General features: G+C 46.8%; 13 protein-coding genes. 9 read left to right on the top strand and 4 right to left on the bottom strand.

Annotated elements, in window-relative coordinates; all coding sequences use genetic code 11:
- Positions 1 to 49: 49 nt before the first annotated feature.
- From BC343_RS19500 to BC343_RS19465, 8 genes are all read left to right on the top strand, one after another.
- Positions 50 to 1,072 (top strand): LLM class flavin-dependent oxidoreductase, encoded by a 1,023-nt coding sequence (locus BC343_RS19500; RefSeq protein ID WP_078349471.1) that lies wholly within the window; start codon positions 50 to 52, stop codon positions 1,070 to 1,072.
- 570 nt (positions 1,073 to 1,642) lie between these two features.
- Entirely contained in the window at positions 1,643 to 1,888 is a 246-nt protein-coding gene (locus BC343_RS19495) for a hypothetical protein (protein ID WP_078349470.1), read from the top strand.
- Positions 1,889 to 1,990: 102 nt separating this feature from the next.
- Positions 1,991 to 2,236: a hypothetical protein gene (locus BC343_RS19490; RefSeq protein WP_078349469.1), complete on the top strand. Its 246-nt coding sequence runs from the start codon at positions 1,991 to 1,993 to the stop codon at positions 2,234 to 2,236.
- A 111-nt stretch (positions 2,237 to 2,347) separates the two neighbouring features.
- On the top strand, positions 2,348 to 2,581 hold the full coding sequence (locus tag BC343_RS19485; protein WP_078349468.1) for a bacteriocin: 234 nt from the start codon (positions 2,348 to 2,350) through the stop codon (positions 2,579 to 2,581).
- Between the two features lie 82 nt (positions 2,582 to 2,663).
- Complete coding sequence (locus tag BC343_RS19480; RefSeq protein ID WP_078349467.1) at positions 2,664 to 2,897, top strand: hypothetical protein; 234 nt, start codon at positions 2,664 to 2,666, stop codon at positions 2,895 to 2,897.
- An 86-nt stretch (positions 2,898 to 2,983) separates the two neighbouring features.
- The gene (locus BC343_RS19475) at positions 2,984 to 3,229 is read left to right on the top strand and encodes a hypothetical protein (protein ID WP_078349466.1); all 246 of its coding nucleotides are present in this window, start codon (positions 2,984 to 2,986) and stop codon (positions 3,227 to 3,229) included.
- Between the two features lie 123 nt (positions 3,230 to 3,352).
- On the top strand, positions 3,353 to 4,555 hold the full coding sequence (locus tag BC343_RS19470; RefSeq protein ID WP_078349465.1) for an HlyD family secretion protein: 1,203 nt from the start codon (positions 3,353 to 3,355) through the stop codon (positions 4,553 to 4,555).
- 3 nt (positions 4,556 to 4,558) lie between these two features.
- Positions 4,559 to 6,931 (top strand): peptidase domain-containing ABC transporter, encoded by a 2,373-nt coding sequence (locus BC343_RS19465; protein WP_078349464.1) that lies wholly within the window; start codon positions 4,559 to 4,561, stop codon positions 6,929 to 6,931.
- A 59-nt stretch (positions 6,932 to 6,990) separates the two neighbouring features.
- Here BC343_RS19465 and BC343_RS19460 read toward each other — a convergent pair whose 3' ends face one another.
- A complete protein-coding gene (locus BC343_RS19460; RefSeq protein WP_078349463.1) occupies positions 6,991 to 8,481 on the bottom strand; it encodes a TolC family protein in 1,491 nt (496 codons plus the stop codon).
- A gap of 149 nt (positions 8,482 to 8,630) precedes the next feature.
- Here BC343_RS19460 and BC343_RS19455 point away from each other — a divergent pair, with 149 nt between their 5' ends.
- The gene (locus BC343_RS19455; protein WP_078349462.1) at positions 8,631 to 9,560 is read left to right on the top strand and encodes a hypothetical protein; all 930 of its coding nucleotides are present in this window, start codon (positions 8,631 to 8,633) and stop codon (positions 9,558 to 9,560) included.
- A 75-nt stretch (positions 9,561 to 9,635) separates the two neighbouring features.
- Here BC343_RS19455 and BC343_RS19450 read toward each other — a convergent pair whose 3' ends face one another.
- Genes BC343_RS19450 through BC343_RS19440 form a run of 3 tightly spaced genes read right to left on the bottom strand, consistent with a single transcriptional unit; the run spans position 9,636 to position 14,074 of the window.
- The gene (locus BC343_RS19450) at positions 9,636 to 10,853 is read right to left on the bottom strand and encodes a DUF4998 domain-containing protein (RefSeq protein WP_078349461.1); all 1,218 of its coding nucleotides are present in this window, start codon (positions 10,851 to 10,853) and stop codon (positions 9,636 to 9,638) included.
- Between the two features lie 26 nt (positions 10,854 to 10,879).
- Positions 10,880 to 12,121: a DUF4959 domain-containing protein gene (locus BC343_RS19445; RefSeq protein ID WP_238381811.1), complete on the bottom strand. Its 1,242-nt coding sequence runs from the start codon at positions 12,119 to 12,121 to the stop codon at positions 10,880 to 10,882.
- Positions 12,122 to 12,163: 42 nt separating this feature from the next.
- Positions 12,164 to 14,074: a RagB/SusD family nutrient uptake outer membrane protein gene (locus BC343_RS19440; protein WP_078349459.1), complete on the bottom strand. Its 1,911-nt coding sequence runs from the start codon at positions 14,072 to 14,074 to the stop codon at positions 12,164 to 12,166.
- Between the last annotated feature and the right edge of the window lie 3 nt (positions 14,075 to 14,077).

Genomic DNA, 14,077 nt, shown 5'->3' with positions numbered 1-14,077 from the left:
CTTATTTTGCGGCATATAAAAACAACCGGAAGGACCGGTTAAAAGGTTTATGAAAAAGATAGGATTTTTATCGTTCGGGCATTGGGCCAACCACCCATCGTACAAGGCCCGTACCGCAAGCGACACCTTGCTGCAATCTATCGACCTTGCTGTAGCGGCCGAGGAGATAGGTGTAGATGGTGCTTATTTTCGCGTGCACCACTTTGCTGCACAGCTGGCATCGCCATTCCCTTTGCTATCAGCCATTGGCGCTAAAACCAGCAAGATAGAGATAGGCACCGGCGTTATAGACATGCGCTACGAAAACCCGCTATATATGATTGAAGATGCCGGCGCTGCCGACATTATTTCGGGCGGGCGATTGCAACTGGGTATCAGCCGCGGTTCGCCGGAGCAGGTGATAGATGGCTGGCGCTACTTTGGCTACGAACCTGCCGAAGGTGAAACCGACGCCGAAATGGGCCGCAACAAAGCTTTGCTATTTTTGGATAAACTGAAAGGTGAAGGCTTTGCACAGCCAAACCCCTACCCTATGTTCCCAAACCCGCCGGGCTTGCTAAGGCTGGAGCCACATGCAGAAGGCCTGCGCGAACGTATTTGGTGGGGGGCAGCTTCTAACGCTACTGCCGTTTGGGCAGCAGAGAACGGCATGAACCTGCAGAGCAGCACCCTGAAATTCGACGAAAGTGGTAAACCTTTCCATGTGCAACAAGCCGAGCAGATAAGGCTTTATAAAGAAGCCTGGAAAAAAGCCGGCCACACCCGCGAGCCAAGGGTATCGGTTAGCCGCTCGATATTTGCGCTGGTGAACGACCAGGACAAGTTTTACTTCGGCCAGGAAAATAGCCGTACCGACAAACGCGGCTACATTGAAGCTGACAAGCGCGCCATATTTGGCCGCAGTTACGCTGCCGAACCCGACCAGTTAATAAAAGAACTCGCCAACGATGAAGCCCTGCAGGAAGCAGACACTATATTGCTCACCATCCCCAATACTTTAGGGGTTGAATATAATGTGCATGTGCTCGATTCTATTTTGAAGCATGTGGCACCAGGCCTGGGCTGGAAGTAAACACCCTTCATCCAAAATAAAACGAACGCCTCGAAGACACCTTCGGGGCGTTTTTGTTGTATCCTCTTCAAATTGTACCACAGGCAGAATCCCGGAACGATAATAAGTGCCTTCGATAGCAATCACTGAAATTTTGTTAAAATACAGGGCAATTTTGTCCTAATTTTTAAACTATTATCAATATTTCAGGCAAAAAGTTGTAAAAACTATACACTAATTCCTCATATACAGCATTTCTATTTGCTGATCATAAAGCTCATTTAGCCCTCAAAAACCGAATCGCTTAATTATTTGATCAAAAAAAAGATAAAAAGGATTTTTTCAACCGTCCCGAAAAGCGCGCGCCCGATCCTGCATTTATACTGAGATGGTTGCGATCGTACGCGTACCAACGAAAAACGATTCGCTACGGTTTTCTACCATCCACTACTTTTAGTTATATGTCATTCGTTTTGGTTGTTCTTTTTTAACCATGAATTAAACCCCATGGCATGGTTGATGGTGCATACTCAGCACAAGGGAACGCTGAAAACCTTTAACAGAGTAAGCAACATTTAATATACAGAAACCATGAAAATGCAAGAATTGAACAATGCCGAATTACTGGAAGTAAATGGCGGGTCGATCTTTGGAGGTAATGATTCTTCATCAACAAGCAACAGCGGACTACTTGGAAACCTTGGAATAGGTAACCTATTATCATTCCAAACCGCAAGCCAGGACGGCGACGAAAGCAGTGCATCATCTTTATCTATCGGTAACGGTATCACTTCAAGCTTAGGCGGCATCTTCGGCCAAACTTCAAGCAGCTACTAAGCTGTTGCCGACTGATAGAATGGCGAAAGCTGTTCTGTAAAATTAAAAAGGGACTGCCGAAAACCTTTTAACAGAGTAGGCAAAATTTTAAATACAGAAACCATGAAAATGCAAGAATTGAACAACACCGAATTACTGGAAGTAAACGGTGGATCACTTTTTGGAGGTAATGATTCTACTTCATCAAGTAACAGTGGCTTATTAGGCAATTTAGGTATCGGTAACTTGTTATCGTTCCAAACAGCAAGCCAGGATGGCGACGAAAGCAGCGCCTCTGCCTTATCAATAGGCAACGGCATTACTTCGAGCCTGGGCGGCCTGTTCAGCAACAGTTCACAGCAGTCGTAATTTAAAATTGACACCAAAGCGCGGGCGCTAAACCGCCCGCGCTTTATTTAAAAACCTTCATGATAAAACACTACTAATCAATACAATTTCTAACCTATAAAAACAAACATCATGAGATCTCCACAGGAATTATCAAAAGAGGAGTTGGCAGCCGTTAACGGCGGTAGCGACAGTTCATCAGCATCAAACAGCGGCATACTGGGTAACATAGGCATTGGTAACCTTGCCTCGTTCAGCAGCAGCAGCCAGGATGGCGACGAAAGCAGTTCATCAAGCTTATCGGTAGGTAACGATATTACCGGCAGCCTTGGCGGCGCGTTGGATAAAGCTTTCAGCAGGTCGTAAGCCTAAAAGAACTTCAATAAAGGGACAAGCCGAAAACCCTTAACAGAGTAGGCACAATTATCTACCTATAAAAATAAACATCATGAAATCTCCACAAGAATTATCAAAAGAAGAGTTAGAACAAACTAACGGTGGTAGCGATAGCGCATCATCAACCAACAGCGGTTTATTAGGCAATATCGGCATAGGCAACCTGGCTTCAGGCGGCACTGCCAGCCAGGACGGCGATGAAGCCAGCGCTTCTCACTTCTCGTTAGGTAATGGTATTACCGGCGATCTGGGCGGCATCCTTAGCGGCAAATCGCAAAATTCATAAGTAAAGCCTGCAAAGGCGATACTAAACAAGCTACGAGGATGGGATTGCCATCTTCGTAGTTTTTTTACATATAAAAGCAAAACATTATGAAAGCTACAACCAAACACAAAAACCTGCGCCCGCTAAATGCAGCGGAGTTAATGGAAACTAATGGGGGCAGCAGCCAAACCGGCAGCGCGAGTATCAGCATGAGCAGTAGTGCAGATTCGTTACTGTCTATCCAGATGGAATGGCAACAAGGCGACCATTACCGCATGTATAAGGTGGAAGCCGGCAAAGATATCGACTTTAACCTGAGTGCATGGGGCAATGGTGTAAGCAGTAATTCATAGCTATCTACCGATAGCTTTAAAAAGGGATGGCAAAGCTATCCCTTCTTTGCGTAAGGCATTTCGGCCGGCACCGAAACAGTTTGAGTGTTTTTTGCTTTAATACTTACCGAGAACTAACCAATAATGGACGATAAAGAAAAAGTTTTCCCGGCGGAGTTTTTATCACTCACGGCCGAGTACCATTTCCGCAAATACGACCCCAAAACTAACATCATTTATAAACTGGTGCTGGGCTTTGTGTTGCTGGCTTTATTTTCCATTTTTTTCCTGAAGGTAAACATCAATGTAAAAAGCCTGGGCACTATAAAATCTACCACAGAGCATAATGAAATAAAAGCGCTGGTATCCGGCCGGATAGATACCATGCTGCTGAAAGAGAACATGCACGTAAAAAAAGGAGAGTTATTAGTAACCCTTAAAGATGCAGCCATTAGCCAGCAGGATGTGGCGGCACGCAGCCAGCAAACCGAATTTGAAGCACAGCTTGCTGACCTTGATACGCTGGCACAAGTGATAAAAACACAAAATTGGAATAAGAAGTTGCAGCTGAAGTCGGCTATGTATGGCCAACAGTATGTGTTGTTGCAGCAGCGTGCGCGCGATGCCAAAGCAACCCTCTCGGCCGCAGAGCGTAACGAAAACCGATACGCCTATCTGTACCGCACAAAAGCTATATCGGCAGCGGAGTACGATGCTAACCATCTTATTTATCAAAACGCCAAAAGCGCTTTGCAGCTGATATACGATGAGCAAAGTAGCAAATGGCAGGCAGAGCTAACCAACCTGAAAAGCCAGATGCGCAGTTTGCAATCCGAAGGGAAAACCATTGAGCAGGAAAAAGATTACTATACCCTGCGCGCCCCGGTAAGCGGCACTGTGCAAAATTTAAAAGGTGTGCAAGCGGGAAGCTTAATTGCGGCTAATGAGATCATAGCAGAAATATCGCCGGAAACAGGAATGATAGCGGAGGTGTATGTACTGCCCAAAGATATAGGGCTGATACGCCCGCACACAAAAGTGAATTTCCAGGTGGATGCTTTTAACTTTAACCAGTGGGGGCTGCTTACCGGCAAGGTGCTCACCGTATCCAACGATATTTTTACTGACAAGGGCCAGCAGCCTTATTTTAAAGTGCGCTGCCTATTAGATAAAAGCTACCTGCAACTGAAAAATGGCTACCGCGGCAATATTAAAAAGGGCATGACACTACAAGCCAACTTTTATGTTACCCGCCGCACGCTTTTTCAATTACTGTACGATAAAACCAGCGATTGGCTCAACCCGGGCCAACTCCCTAAAAAAGAAAACGAAACCGCACAATTATAGGCTATGGCAAAGTTTGAAAAGTTCCTGAAAAATGCCGATGCCTGGTACACCAGCTTAGTTAAACGGATAGAAGCATCTTCCATTTATAAAAAATGGGAAGCCGCTACCGCCGATAAACGCCTGAAGCAGCGAATACAGGTAAAGCAGCACGATATTATGGACTGCGGCGCAGCCTGCCTTGCATCCATCACTGCGTTCTACAACCTAAACATGCCTATTGCCCGCATCAGGCAAATGGCCTCTACCGATAAAAAGGGTACCAATTTACTGGGTTTGATAGAAGCATCGGGCCAAATGGGCTTTTCGGCTAAGGGCGTAAAAGGCGATTTTGATAACCTTTTTGAAATACCCACGCCTACCATAGCCCATGTGGTTTTGGGTAACCATTTGCAGCATTATGTAGTAATTTATAAAGTAACCGATAAATTTATTGAAGTGATGGACCCCGGCGACGGGTATTTGCACGAGGTGCCTCACGATGAGTTTAAAAAAATATGGACGGGCGTATTATTGCTGCTGGCCCCTACCGAAAAATTTATTACCGGCGATAAAAAGGTATCGGTAGAAAAACGTTTTTGGCAGTTGCTGAAGCCCCACAAGTCCATGCTGTTGCAGGTGCTTTTGGGTGCTGTTGTTTACACGGTGCTCGGGCTTTCTACCTCCATCTTCCTGCAAAAAATAGTTGATAACGTATTGCCCGAGGATAACCGCAACCTGCTTAACCTGATGGGTGTGGTTATGGTGGTGATCATCTTCCTGCAGGTGTTCATCAACCATGCGCGAACGCTTATCACCTTAAAAACCGGCCAGCAGATAGATGCGCGGCTGATACTGGGTTATTACAAACACCTGCTTCGGCTGCCGCAAAGCTTTTTCGACAGCATGCGCGTGGGCGAGATCATCTCCAGGATAAACGATGCCGTGAAGATCCGCTCGTTCATTAATGAAGTGCTGGTGATGTTCGCCGTGAATGTATTCATCCTCATCTTCTCTTTCGCGCTAATGTTTACCTATTACTGGAAACTGGCGCTGATTATGCTGCTGATAGTGCCCTTGTTCGCGTTGATATATAAATTATCGGATACCCTTAACCGCACTACTCAGCGTAAACTGATGGAGAACGCAGCAGACCTGCAAACGCAACTGGTAGAATCGGTAAATGCCATCCCTACCATCAAACGTTTCGGGCTGGAAGACTTTGCAAATTTTAAAACCGAAACACGGTTTATCAATATGCTTAAAACGGTATTCACATCGGCGACTAATTCGCTTTGGGTGGGTAACTTCAGCAGTTTTGTTTCTACATTTTTTACGGTAGTGCTGCTTTGGGCGGGTTCGGCGTTTGTGCTGGATAAAATTATTACCCCCGGCGAATTGCTATCGTTCTATTCCATCATTGGTTACTTTATGGGCCCTGTTGCCGGGCTTATCGGCATGAACAAAACTTTGCAGGATGCCCGCATTGCTGCCGATAGGTTGTTCGAGATAATGGACATGGAGCAGGAACCCGCCGAAAACCGTGCCGATCTTACGCCGGATATGGTGGGCAATATCCAATTTAAAAATGTACACTTCAGGTATGGCACCCGCAACCAGGTATTCGAGGGATTAGATCTTGCCATCCCGAAGGGGCAAATTACTGCTATTGTTGGCGAAAGCGGCTCGGGGAAAACTACGTTATTATCGTTGATGCAGAATATTTATGAGCTGCAGTCGGGCTCTATCATGATAGGCGATTACGATATTAAATACATCACCAACGAAAGCCTGCGCCGCATGGTGGCTGTAGTACCGCAGGATGTGCACCTGTTTGCCGGCAACGTTACCGAAAACATAGCCGTTGGCGATCTGGAACCTGACATTAAGCGGGTGATGCACATTTGCCAGCAGCTGGAAATAACCGATTTTATAGAGCGGTTGCCAAATGGTTTCAACACCTTTTTGGGCGAGAATGGCACCAATCTTTCCGGCGGACAGCGCCAGCGCCTTGCCATAGCCCGCGCCCTGTACCGCGACCCGGAGATACTGATATTGGACGAAGCTACTTCGTCCTTAGATTCAGAATCGGAATCGCATGTGCAAAACGCTATTAATTTGCTCCGTGAAAGAGAGAAAACCATTATAGTGATTGCCCACCGCCTAAGCACTATTATGAATGCTGATAAAATTGTGGTGCTGCAAACCGGTAAACTGGTGGAAGAAGGGGACCATAACACGCTGATGAAAGCTAAAGGCCAGTATCACAAAATGTGGCAAAAGCAGTTCCCGTCGGAAGAAACCATTATCGGCCGCAGCATCAAAGCTAAAACCCCACCACCAGAAACGGTGCTTACCGAAAGCAAACCCAAGGCACGAGCCGTAAAAATTAAAGAATAACGAAACAGCCGCTTAGTAAGAGCGGCTGTTTCGTTAGGAAGATAATTTATTATGTTTCATTACTCGAAACTGATCTTATTACCTAAGTAATAATCTATCAGTTTGCTTTTCAGTATCAGGTCATATTTGGTTTGGATGAGTGCGAACTCGGCTACATTACGGTCGGTTTCTGCTATATTGATATCCAGGCTGTTTACCAGCCCTACCGAATACCGGTCTCTTATCACCCTGAAAGCATCCACCGCCGATTTAAAGGTTACCTGTGCGGCAGAATATTTCTTTTGCGTAGCGTGCACATCCCACACGGCCTCGGCAATGGTTTTATTCAAATTATTTTTAGTGAGTTCTTCGTTGGCCAAAGCATTCTGGTAATCGAGCTTGGCCTTCCGTACATTGATATTGGTGCGATTGCCGTTAGAGATGGGGATGTATAGCGAGAGGCCTACTATCTGGTTAAAGTTATTGCTCAACTGGTCGGCGAAGGGGATAGCTTGGGTTTGATATACCGGGGCCACTACCGTTGCGTTGGTGTTAGAAACTACACCTATAGGCACCGTACCGGTAACCTGCGTAGCTACCAACGTGCTTTGGTTGCTGGAATAACTGGTGCTAAGCCCCGCACCGAACGACAGCGTTGGCGACCTCCTGCCCTGCGCCACCATTACGCCTTTCTCGTAAGCCATGCGCCTGTTTACCGCTATCAAAATATCGGGGTTGGTTTGCAGCGCGCGCTCATATACCTGGGGCACTGTGTTGGCGGTATTTAGTTTATCGAGTTCGCTCTTGGGCGGGTCTATCAACACAAAGGGTGTGTTATCGCTGCGTTCCATAAAATGGGCAAGCGTGAGGTAGGCGCGCTCCAATTCATTTTGCGCATTGGTTTGGTTAGCCTCCGCGTTAGCCACCTGCGATTTGGCTTGCGACAGATCGGCCAATGTTTTTTGCCCTACCTTGAAAAACTTTTGCTGCCGCTCCAATTCTTCTTTGGCAATGGCCAGCTGCTGCTTAGATGCCGTAAGCAAATCGCGATTGGTTAAAGCACGCAGGTAGGTGTAAAGCACGGCGAGCGTAAGGTCGTTCTTCACCTTTGCTACGTTACTCTTATTGGCCTCTAACAGGTATTTGTTTTGCTTCACCTCGTTCATTTTGGCAAAACCCTGGAATAAGGTAACATCGGCAAACAAGTTGCCCTGTGCTACGGTGGCGCGTGTGCCTGCATACTGGTAAGTTGTTGGGTCTACCGCCCGCCCAAACAAACGGTAGGTAGCCACGCTACCATTTAATGTTGGCAATTGGGCCCCCTTGGCAAGTTTTAAATTCTCGTCGGAAATGGACTGGTTAAATTGTGCCTGCCGCACTTCAATGTTTCGGGAAAGTGCGCTATCGATAGCCTGTGCAAGCGAGATTTTAGTTTGCCCATAACTGAGCATATTTGTTGCGAAGCATAAAGCTAATGCCCCGGATATTTTTTTAGTAAAGTTAATTGGCATGAGGTAAATAATATCAATACCAACAAGCGGATGATGCCTGTTTGTTTTACCTGCAGCCATTACTTCTTAGCCATTGTGGTTGTGAAGAAAAGGAAGCTTAAAAGTGCCTGGGGTATATGTACTCTCATCAACTAAAACACCACCTGCGCAACACAATTAAACCGCAAAAACATTTACTTTAGCCGTATGGTAGTATTTGTAAAGCACCTATGCGTTTAGGCAAGTTAGTTTATCAGCTTTTTTTTAAGCCGACGGCCAATATCAGGTACAATATTTCTCATTTCGGGCTAAAGGGTTATCTTAAAATGCAGATGGGCGAACGGGCCATGAAAAGGCATGCCGCCACCCTGACGCCCATTACATTAACAAGCGATATTTTGCTGGAGGTAAGCTACCTCACCGGCGAAAAATACTGGCATCAAACTATCTTCTGTGCTTACTCTTTAGCCAAACAATTACATGGCAGGGTTGCTATCAATGTATTTTCGGATGGCACATTGTCGCAACAGCACATTAACCTGTTAAAACGGGCGCTTGTTAATATTAACATAGTTAGCCCCGAATATATTAAACAGCAATTAGAGGAGCTGCTGCCTCCATCAAAGTTCCCGGCGCTACGGGCCTTGCGCGACAATAACCCCATGGTACGAAAGCTGGTTGATGTGCGCCTTAACAACCGCTACCTGGTGCAATTGGATAGCGACATGCTGTTTTTTGCCCCGCCTAAAGAACTGGTAGATTCCTACAATACCAAAACCTACTACTATATGCAGGATACCATTCCCTCTTTTTACGCTATGCCGGGGGAAAGAATAAGGGAAGGCTTGGGTATAGCACTGCAAGAAAAAATAAATGCCGGTATACTGGCTTTCAACTCTGCAGAAATAGATTGGCATTTTTTAGAACGCGCCTGCCAATTCTTAATAGATAACACCGAGGCAATACACGCCCCGTCTTTCGAACAAACCCTTAACGCCATTATCATCTGCCAACTAAACGGGCAGGCACTCAACCTCAATTACCGCATTTTTTACGCCAATGTAGACGACTACACCATCGCCACCGACGTAGTAAGGCACTACATCTTTAAAGCCAAATTGGAGTATTTGCAGTGGGAGTGGAAAAAGGTGCTGGCGTAAATACCCCCTCGACAAAAAAGCCGAAGAACATTGCTGCTCCCCGGCATTTAACCAACTTTATGAACTTTTATAATATTACTCGGTCTTCCGTAGTTTAATGCTGCGGAATTGCAGATAGGTGTATAATTCGAGGTGTACTACCCAACCTACCGATACCGTGGTGGTTTCGGTAAGCGTAAAGCTGATGGTATGGTTACCACCGGTATTACCCTGATCGCCACGGAAGATGGCCAGCGCGCCGTCGAGGTTATTAATATCGGGGAGTGTACTACCTTTTGCTACTAACTCGTTAGCTTTAAAGGTACCGCCGTTATAACCTGTTTCGTACTCTACCTCGTACTTACCGGCAGGCAAGTCGAAGGTCTGCCATACTTTACCATTATCAAGTACCGCTGCCCCCCAATCTTTCGATTCCATGTGTACTACGCCACCATCATCAGTAGAGAAGCCGCCGCCGGTGTTGCCATTTTGGTTTACTACGGCATCGTTATACAACCAATCGCGCAGTAGACCCCACTTTCCGGTGCCACTATCCTTGCGATAAATTGGGCGGCCGGCATTCTTAATAAAAAGGATGGTGATATCGCCTATTAATTTCACCGTTGGGTATGTAGCCTTAGTTAATGTATTAAACTGGTCGGCAGCATTGCGTGTAGGCTTGTACGCCGATTGGTACTTTACTTCGGTACCAAACTTAAAATCGGGCAGGTTGGCCGTATTTGATGCAGCCGGCAACACCACGGTTTTAGCTCCGCTTGCATTGGTGGTGTACTCAATAGTGGTTGATACGTTGCCCGAGTCGGGTTTCACAAAATTCAGGTCGACCGAACCATCAGCCTTCAGCGTATAGGGGTGCGCAAGATCATAGCCTCGGTTAAGCAGGGTTGATTGGTATACTGGTCCGTATACACGCACATTGTTTAGTTCCTGCCCTACCGATGTGCCGCCGCTATTATCATGCGCAACCATCCGGAAGCCATAAACATACTCTTTGAGGTTAGGGATAGATACCACCATAGAATCTGCCGGGCTGTGGCTGGTAGCCTCAACAGTAAGCGAATCTTTGCCATTGTTCCAGGCTATCACATAGTTTTTTATACTGGGGTCGGGGCTGGGGTGCCATACCAGCACGGCCCGCAAATTACCGGCGCGGTACCCAAACCCACCTGCCAGCCCGGGGTAAGTTATCTCATGCCCGTCTAAAAAAGTTTTGTAATCATCATTATACTTTCGGCAGCCGGCCACGGCTGCAAACAGCATTAAGAAAACGATCACACGGAAAATATTTTTCATTTCTTAAGAATTTAATGAGTTAAACCTTACTGTGTAGGATCGCCAAACAGTGTAATTTCTTTTGCGTTGATATAATCGAGCCCGCCCCAGGTGCGTGTACACTGAAAACGGATGAATTTCACTTTAGGGGCGGTATTAGGCATCTTGAAATCTACCCCCGCGGCACCATAAGCAATATCGGCGGCATTGGCCTGCCCTGCCGGCAAACCCGATGGCGGCTGCGGGTACACAAAGTTGCCCATGTTTACCCAGTCGCCCAGTACGGTACCCACAGGCGTAACAGTAGCCGGCCATGCCGTATAATCTGCCGGGGCATCTTTGGTAGATCCCCACATGGTAAACTGCTGAGTATTTTGGTAACCATAAATTTCGGGTAGCCTGTTGTACAGGCGCACACGGCTTATTTTAGCACTAACACCCATCCCAAAGGTCCCTATTTTTAGTGGATTGCTTAAGGTATGCCATCCGGGGTCGCCAAGGTTATCGTCGAAGAAATACCTAAACTCCCAGCCATAGCCTATAGGGCTATCGGTACCTAAACGGTAGGTGAAGAATTTCTTTTTATCCAGCGCCACCTCAAATAGCGGCGTTAAGGTTTTGAAAATCGTGTCTGATACGTTACCGAACCTGTCTGTAATAAACACACCAAACTTCCTGGGCGTTGCCGGGAAACCTAACGATGATACATTCACCGTATCGCCGGTTAAGTAGGTTGGCTCCTGCTCATCGTACTTACCGGTAGCCTCGTTAAAATTTATCACATGCACGGCCACAGGTACCTTATTGGGGTTAAAGCCAAAGAAATTGGCGCCACCAAAATCGGGCGTAATAGCCAGGTTGTTATTTATCAGCAGGTAATTTGGTGTGGCCGGGTTTACCTTCACCGTCACCGGGTCTGATTTTACGTTGGCGCGGCTTACGGCATACAGCGTTACCTCATATTCCTTGGCCCTTGCAAAACCATCTACCACAATGGTATCGGTATAATAGCTTGCCTTGGTTTCGCGGCTGCGGCTATCGTTAATGTTGTATTGTGCCAAAACGTACAACAAATTTTTGTCGTTAGGCAGGGTATAAGTAAGGCGTGCCGAGCCGTTCAGGTTCTCTACCTTCACGTTAGTTACCGGGCCGGGCTTGGTTTTGTCGGTCGATACGATCTGAATGTTCGATTCGGCCTTTTTACATGCTGATACCACCAGCATGCTTACCAATACCGCTGCAAGCATAAAGCATGCAAGGTATCTGCGTTTATATATCTTCTTCATCATTTGTATTTTAAAATTAGTGATTGCCAAACACGTTCATATATCCTACCAATACGGGTTTTGCGTAAGATTTTCGTTGATGATGATATCCTGTGTAGATATCGGGAACAAATAATCCTTTACACCAAAAACAGGTATCAGCACCGTATTGGGGCGATAGTATGCGGCCGAGTTACCCTCGTTTATATTCCAGCCCTGTAACGGTTTGCTCAATACTTCCTGCAGCTCTTTCCAGCGGCGCAGGTCCCAACCTATCTGGCCTTCAAAGGCAAGCTCTATACGGCGCTCCTGGTGAATGATCTGGCGCAAGCCATCTTTACTTGCCGGCTTGTTAGGATTGGTAGAATAGCTTGCCCAGGCAGACTGCACGCCGGGTAGCCCTGCCCTTGTTCTCACTAAGTCGATATAGCGGTATACCTCACCCGATGGGCCCTCGGCCTCGTTAAGGCATTCGGCGTATAGCAGATATAAGCCAGAAAGGCGGATAATAGGCAACTGGTAGTTATTCACATCAAAGGTTTGATCCATCACGGTTAGGTAGTTAGCCAGTTTTTTGGGCCAAATGCCTGTGATATTGGTAGAGTTAAAGCTTTTAGGCCCGGCTGTAGCAAAAATACCTTTGGCTTGCACATAAAGCGCATCAGACTCGTTAACCTTGCCATTGCCGAACCAAATACCACCGTCGAAACCGAAGCTGGCGTAAAACCTTGCCTCGCGATCGAAGTTGCCCTGGGCGGTTTCGTAACCTTGTTTAATGTAATGCTTATTGGCATCGTCGCCGGCCTTTGGTGTAAAGCGGCCGTTATAATCAAAGGTTTTATCCTCGTTAATAGGCACGCCCTGCTTAGTATAAAACAGTTCAGTTTCTGATATAGGCACCGCCCAGTTAGATGGATAAGTATTGGCCATGCCCACAGCAGCACTGGTTAGTTTGGGTATAACAAAGCCCTGGTAGTTAAAGCCGTAATTAAGTGCCCATATCAGCTCGGGGTTTTGCTCCCAACGGCCTGTAACCGCGCTTTGCAGGGTAAGTACTTTTTTCATCTCATCTGATGCAGTGCTTACGCCGGTAATTGGCGGGGTGTTATTCAGGTGCAGCCCGCGCGCTTCGCATTCGGTAATGGCGGCTTTTGCGGCATCGGCAGCAGCCTTCCATTTGGTGGCATCGTAAGTTGCCGAAAACAGGGCTTTACCGCTTTTATCTGTAATACCGGCATAATCGGGGTTGCCATTGAATAGCGGACTGGCAGCAGTAGCTAAAACCTCCGCTTTAACCGACATAGCAATGAATTTGGTGATACGTCCGAACTCCTTGGTTTGGTTTTCGATAGTCTCGGGCAGATCGGGAATTGCCTGATCTAATTGCGATACCACGTAAGCAAAAGATTCGTCGGTTGAAGCGCGCTTGCGTTTCAGCGAATCGGTAGGTGCGTCTATCGGGAAGCTTTTATCGATGATGATAACCGGCCCGTACATCCTGATGAGGTAGTAGTGGTAAAAGGCCTTCAGGAATTTCACCTCGGCTATCCAGCGTTTTTTTTCAGGTTCGGTAAGGTCAATAGGTTTATCAATATTCTCCAGCATGGTGTTGCAGCGGCGCAAACCCTGGAAAATATTTACGTTACCAACACCACCGCCCCAGTAGTTCAACACCGGCGCACCGGTACTTTGCACACCCCTGATGAGGTTGAAGCCGCTTTGATCGAAAAAGTTGGCGGTAAGGTTATTGGGGTAAATTACTTCGGCCGAGGTAACAAAGCCGGCGTTGTAAATTACGTTGTTCAGTTGCTGCATGGTGGAGTAGCAGCTAAACAGGTAACTCTCTGCCTCGTTACGGTTGCGGAAGGCATACTCCAGCGTACCCACATTATCGGGGGCAACGTCGAGGTATTTTTTGCACGACACGCCTGTCATACAAAAAACCGCCAGCAGGATATATTTATAGTAAGATCTCATGTC

The sequence above is a fragment of the Mucilaginibacter pedocola genome, assembly GCF_002013915.1.
GTDB lineage: Bacteria > Bacteroidota > Bacteroidia > Sphingobacteriales > Sphingobacteriaceae > Mucilaginibacter > Mucilaginibacter pedocola.
The sequence above is the reverse complement of the archived record's forward strand: the minus strand, read 5'-3'. Positions and strand labels throughout refer to the sequence as shown.

Coding starts and splice junctions, on each gene's coding strand:
- BC343_RS19445 (WP_238381811.1), bottom strand. CDS start 12,121: ATGATGAAGAAGATATATAAACGCAGATACCTTGCATGCTTTATGCTT.
- BC343_RS19470 (WP_078349465.1), top strand. CDS start 3,353: ATGGACGATAAAGAAAAAGTTTTCCCGGCGGAGTTTTTATCACTCACG.
- BC343_RS19485 (WP_078349468.1), top strand. CDS start 2,348: ATGAGATCTCCACAGGAATTATCAAAAGAGGAGTTGGCAGCCGTTAAC.
- BC343_RS19465 (WP_078349464.1), top strand. CDS start 4,559: ATGGCAAAGTTTGAAAAGTTCCTGAAAAATGCCGATGCCTGGTACACC.
- BC343_RS19480 (WP_078349467.1), top strand. CDS start 2,664: ATGAAATCTCCACAAGAATTATCAAAAGAAGAGTTAGAACAAACTAAC.
- BC343_RS19460 (WP_078349463.1), bottom strand. CDS start 8,481: ATGGCTGCAGGTAAAACAAACAGGCATCATCCGCTTGTTGGTATTGAT.
- BC343_RS19500 (WP_078349471.1), top strand. CDS start 50: ATGAAAAAGATAGGATTTTTATCGTTCGGGCATTGGGCCAACCACCCA.
- BC343_RS19440 (WP_078349459.1), bottom strand. CDS start 14,074: ATGAGATCTTACTATAAATATATCCTGCTGGCGGTTTTTTGTATGACA.
- BC343_RS19495 (WP_078349470.1), top strand. CDS start 1,643: ATGAAAATGCAAGAATTGAACAATGCCGAATTACTGGAAGTAAATGGC.
- BC343_RS19450 (WP_078349461.1), bottom strand. CDS start 10,853: ATGAAAAATATTTTCCGTGTGATCGTTTTCTTAATGCTGTTTGCAGCC.
- BC343_RS19475 (WP_078349466.1), top strand. CDS start 2,984: ATGAAAGCTACAACCAAACACAAAAACCTGCGCCCGCTAAATGCAGCG.
- BC343_RS19455 (WP_078349462.1), top strand. CDS start 8,631: ATGCGTTTAGGCAAGTTAGTTTATCAGCTTTTTTTTAAGCCGACGGCC.
- BC343_RS19490 (WP_078349469.1), top strand. CDS start 1,991: ATGAAAATGCAAGAATTGAACAACACCGAATTACTGGAAGTAAACGGT.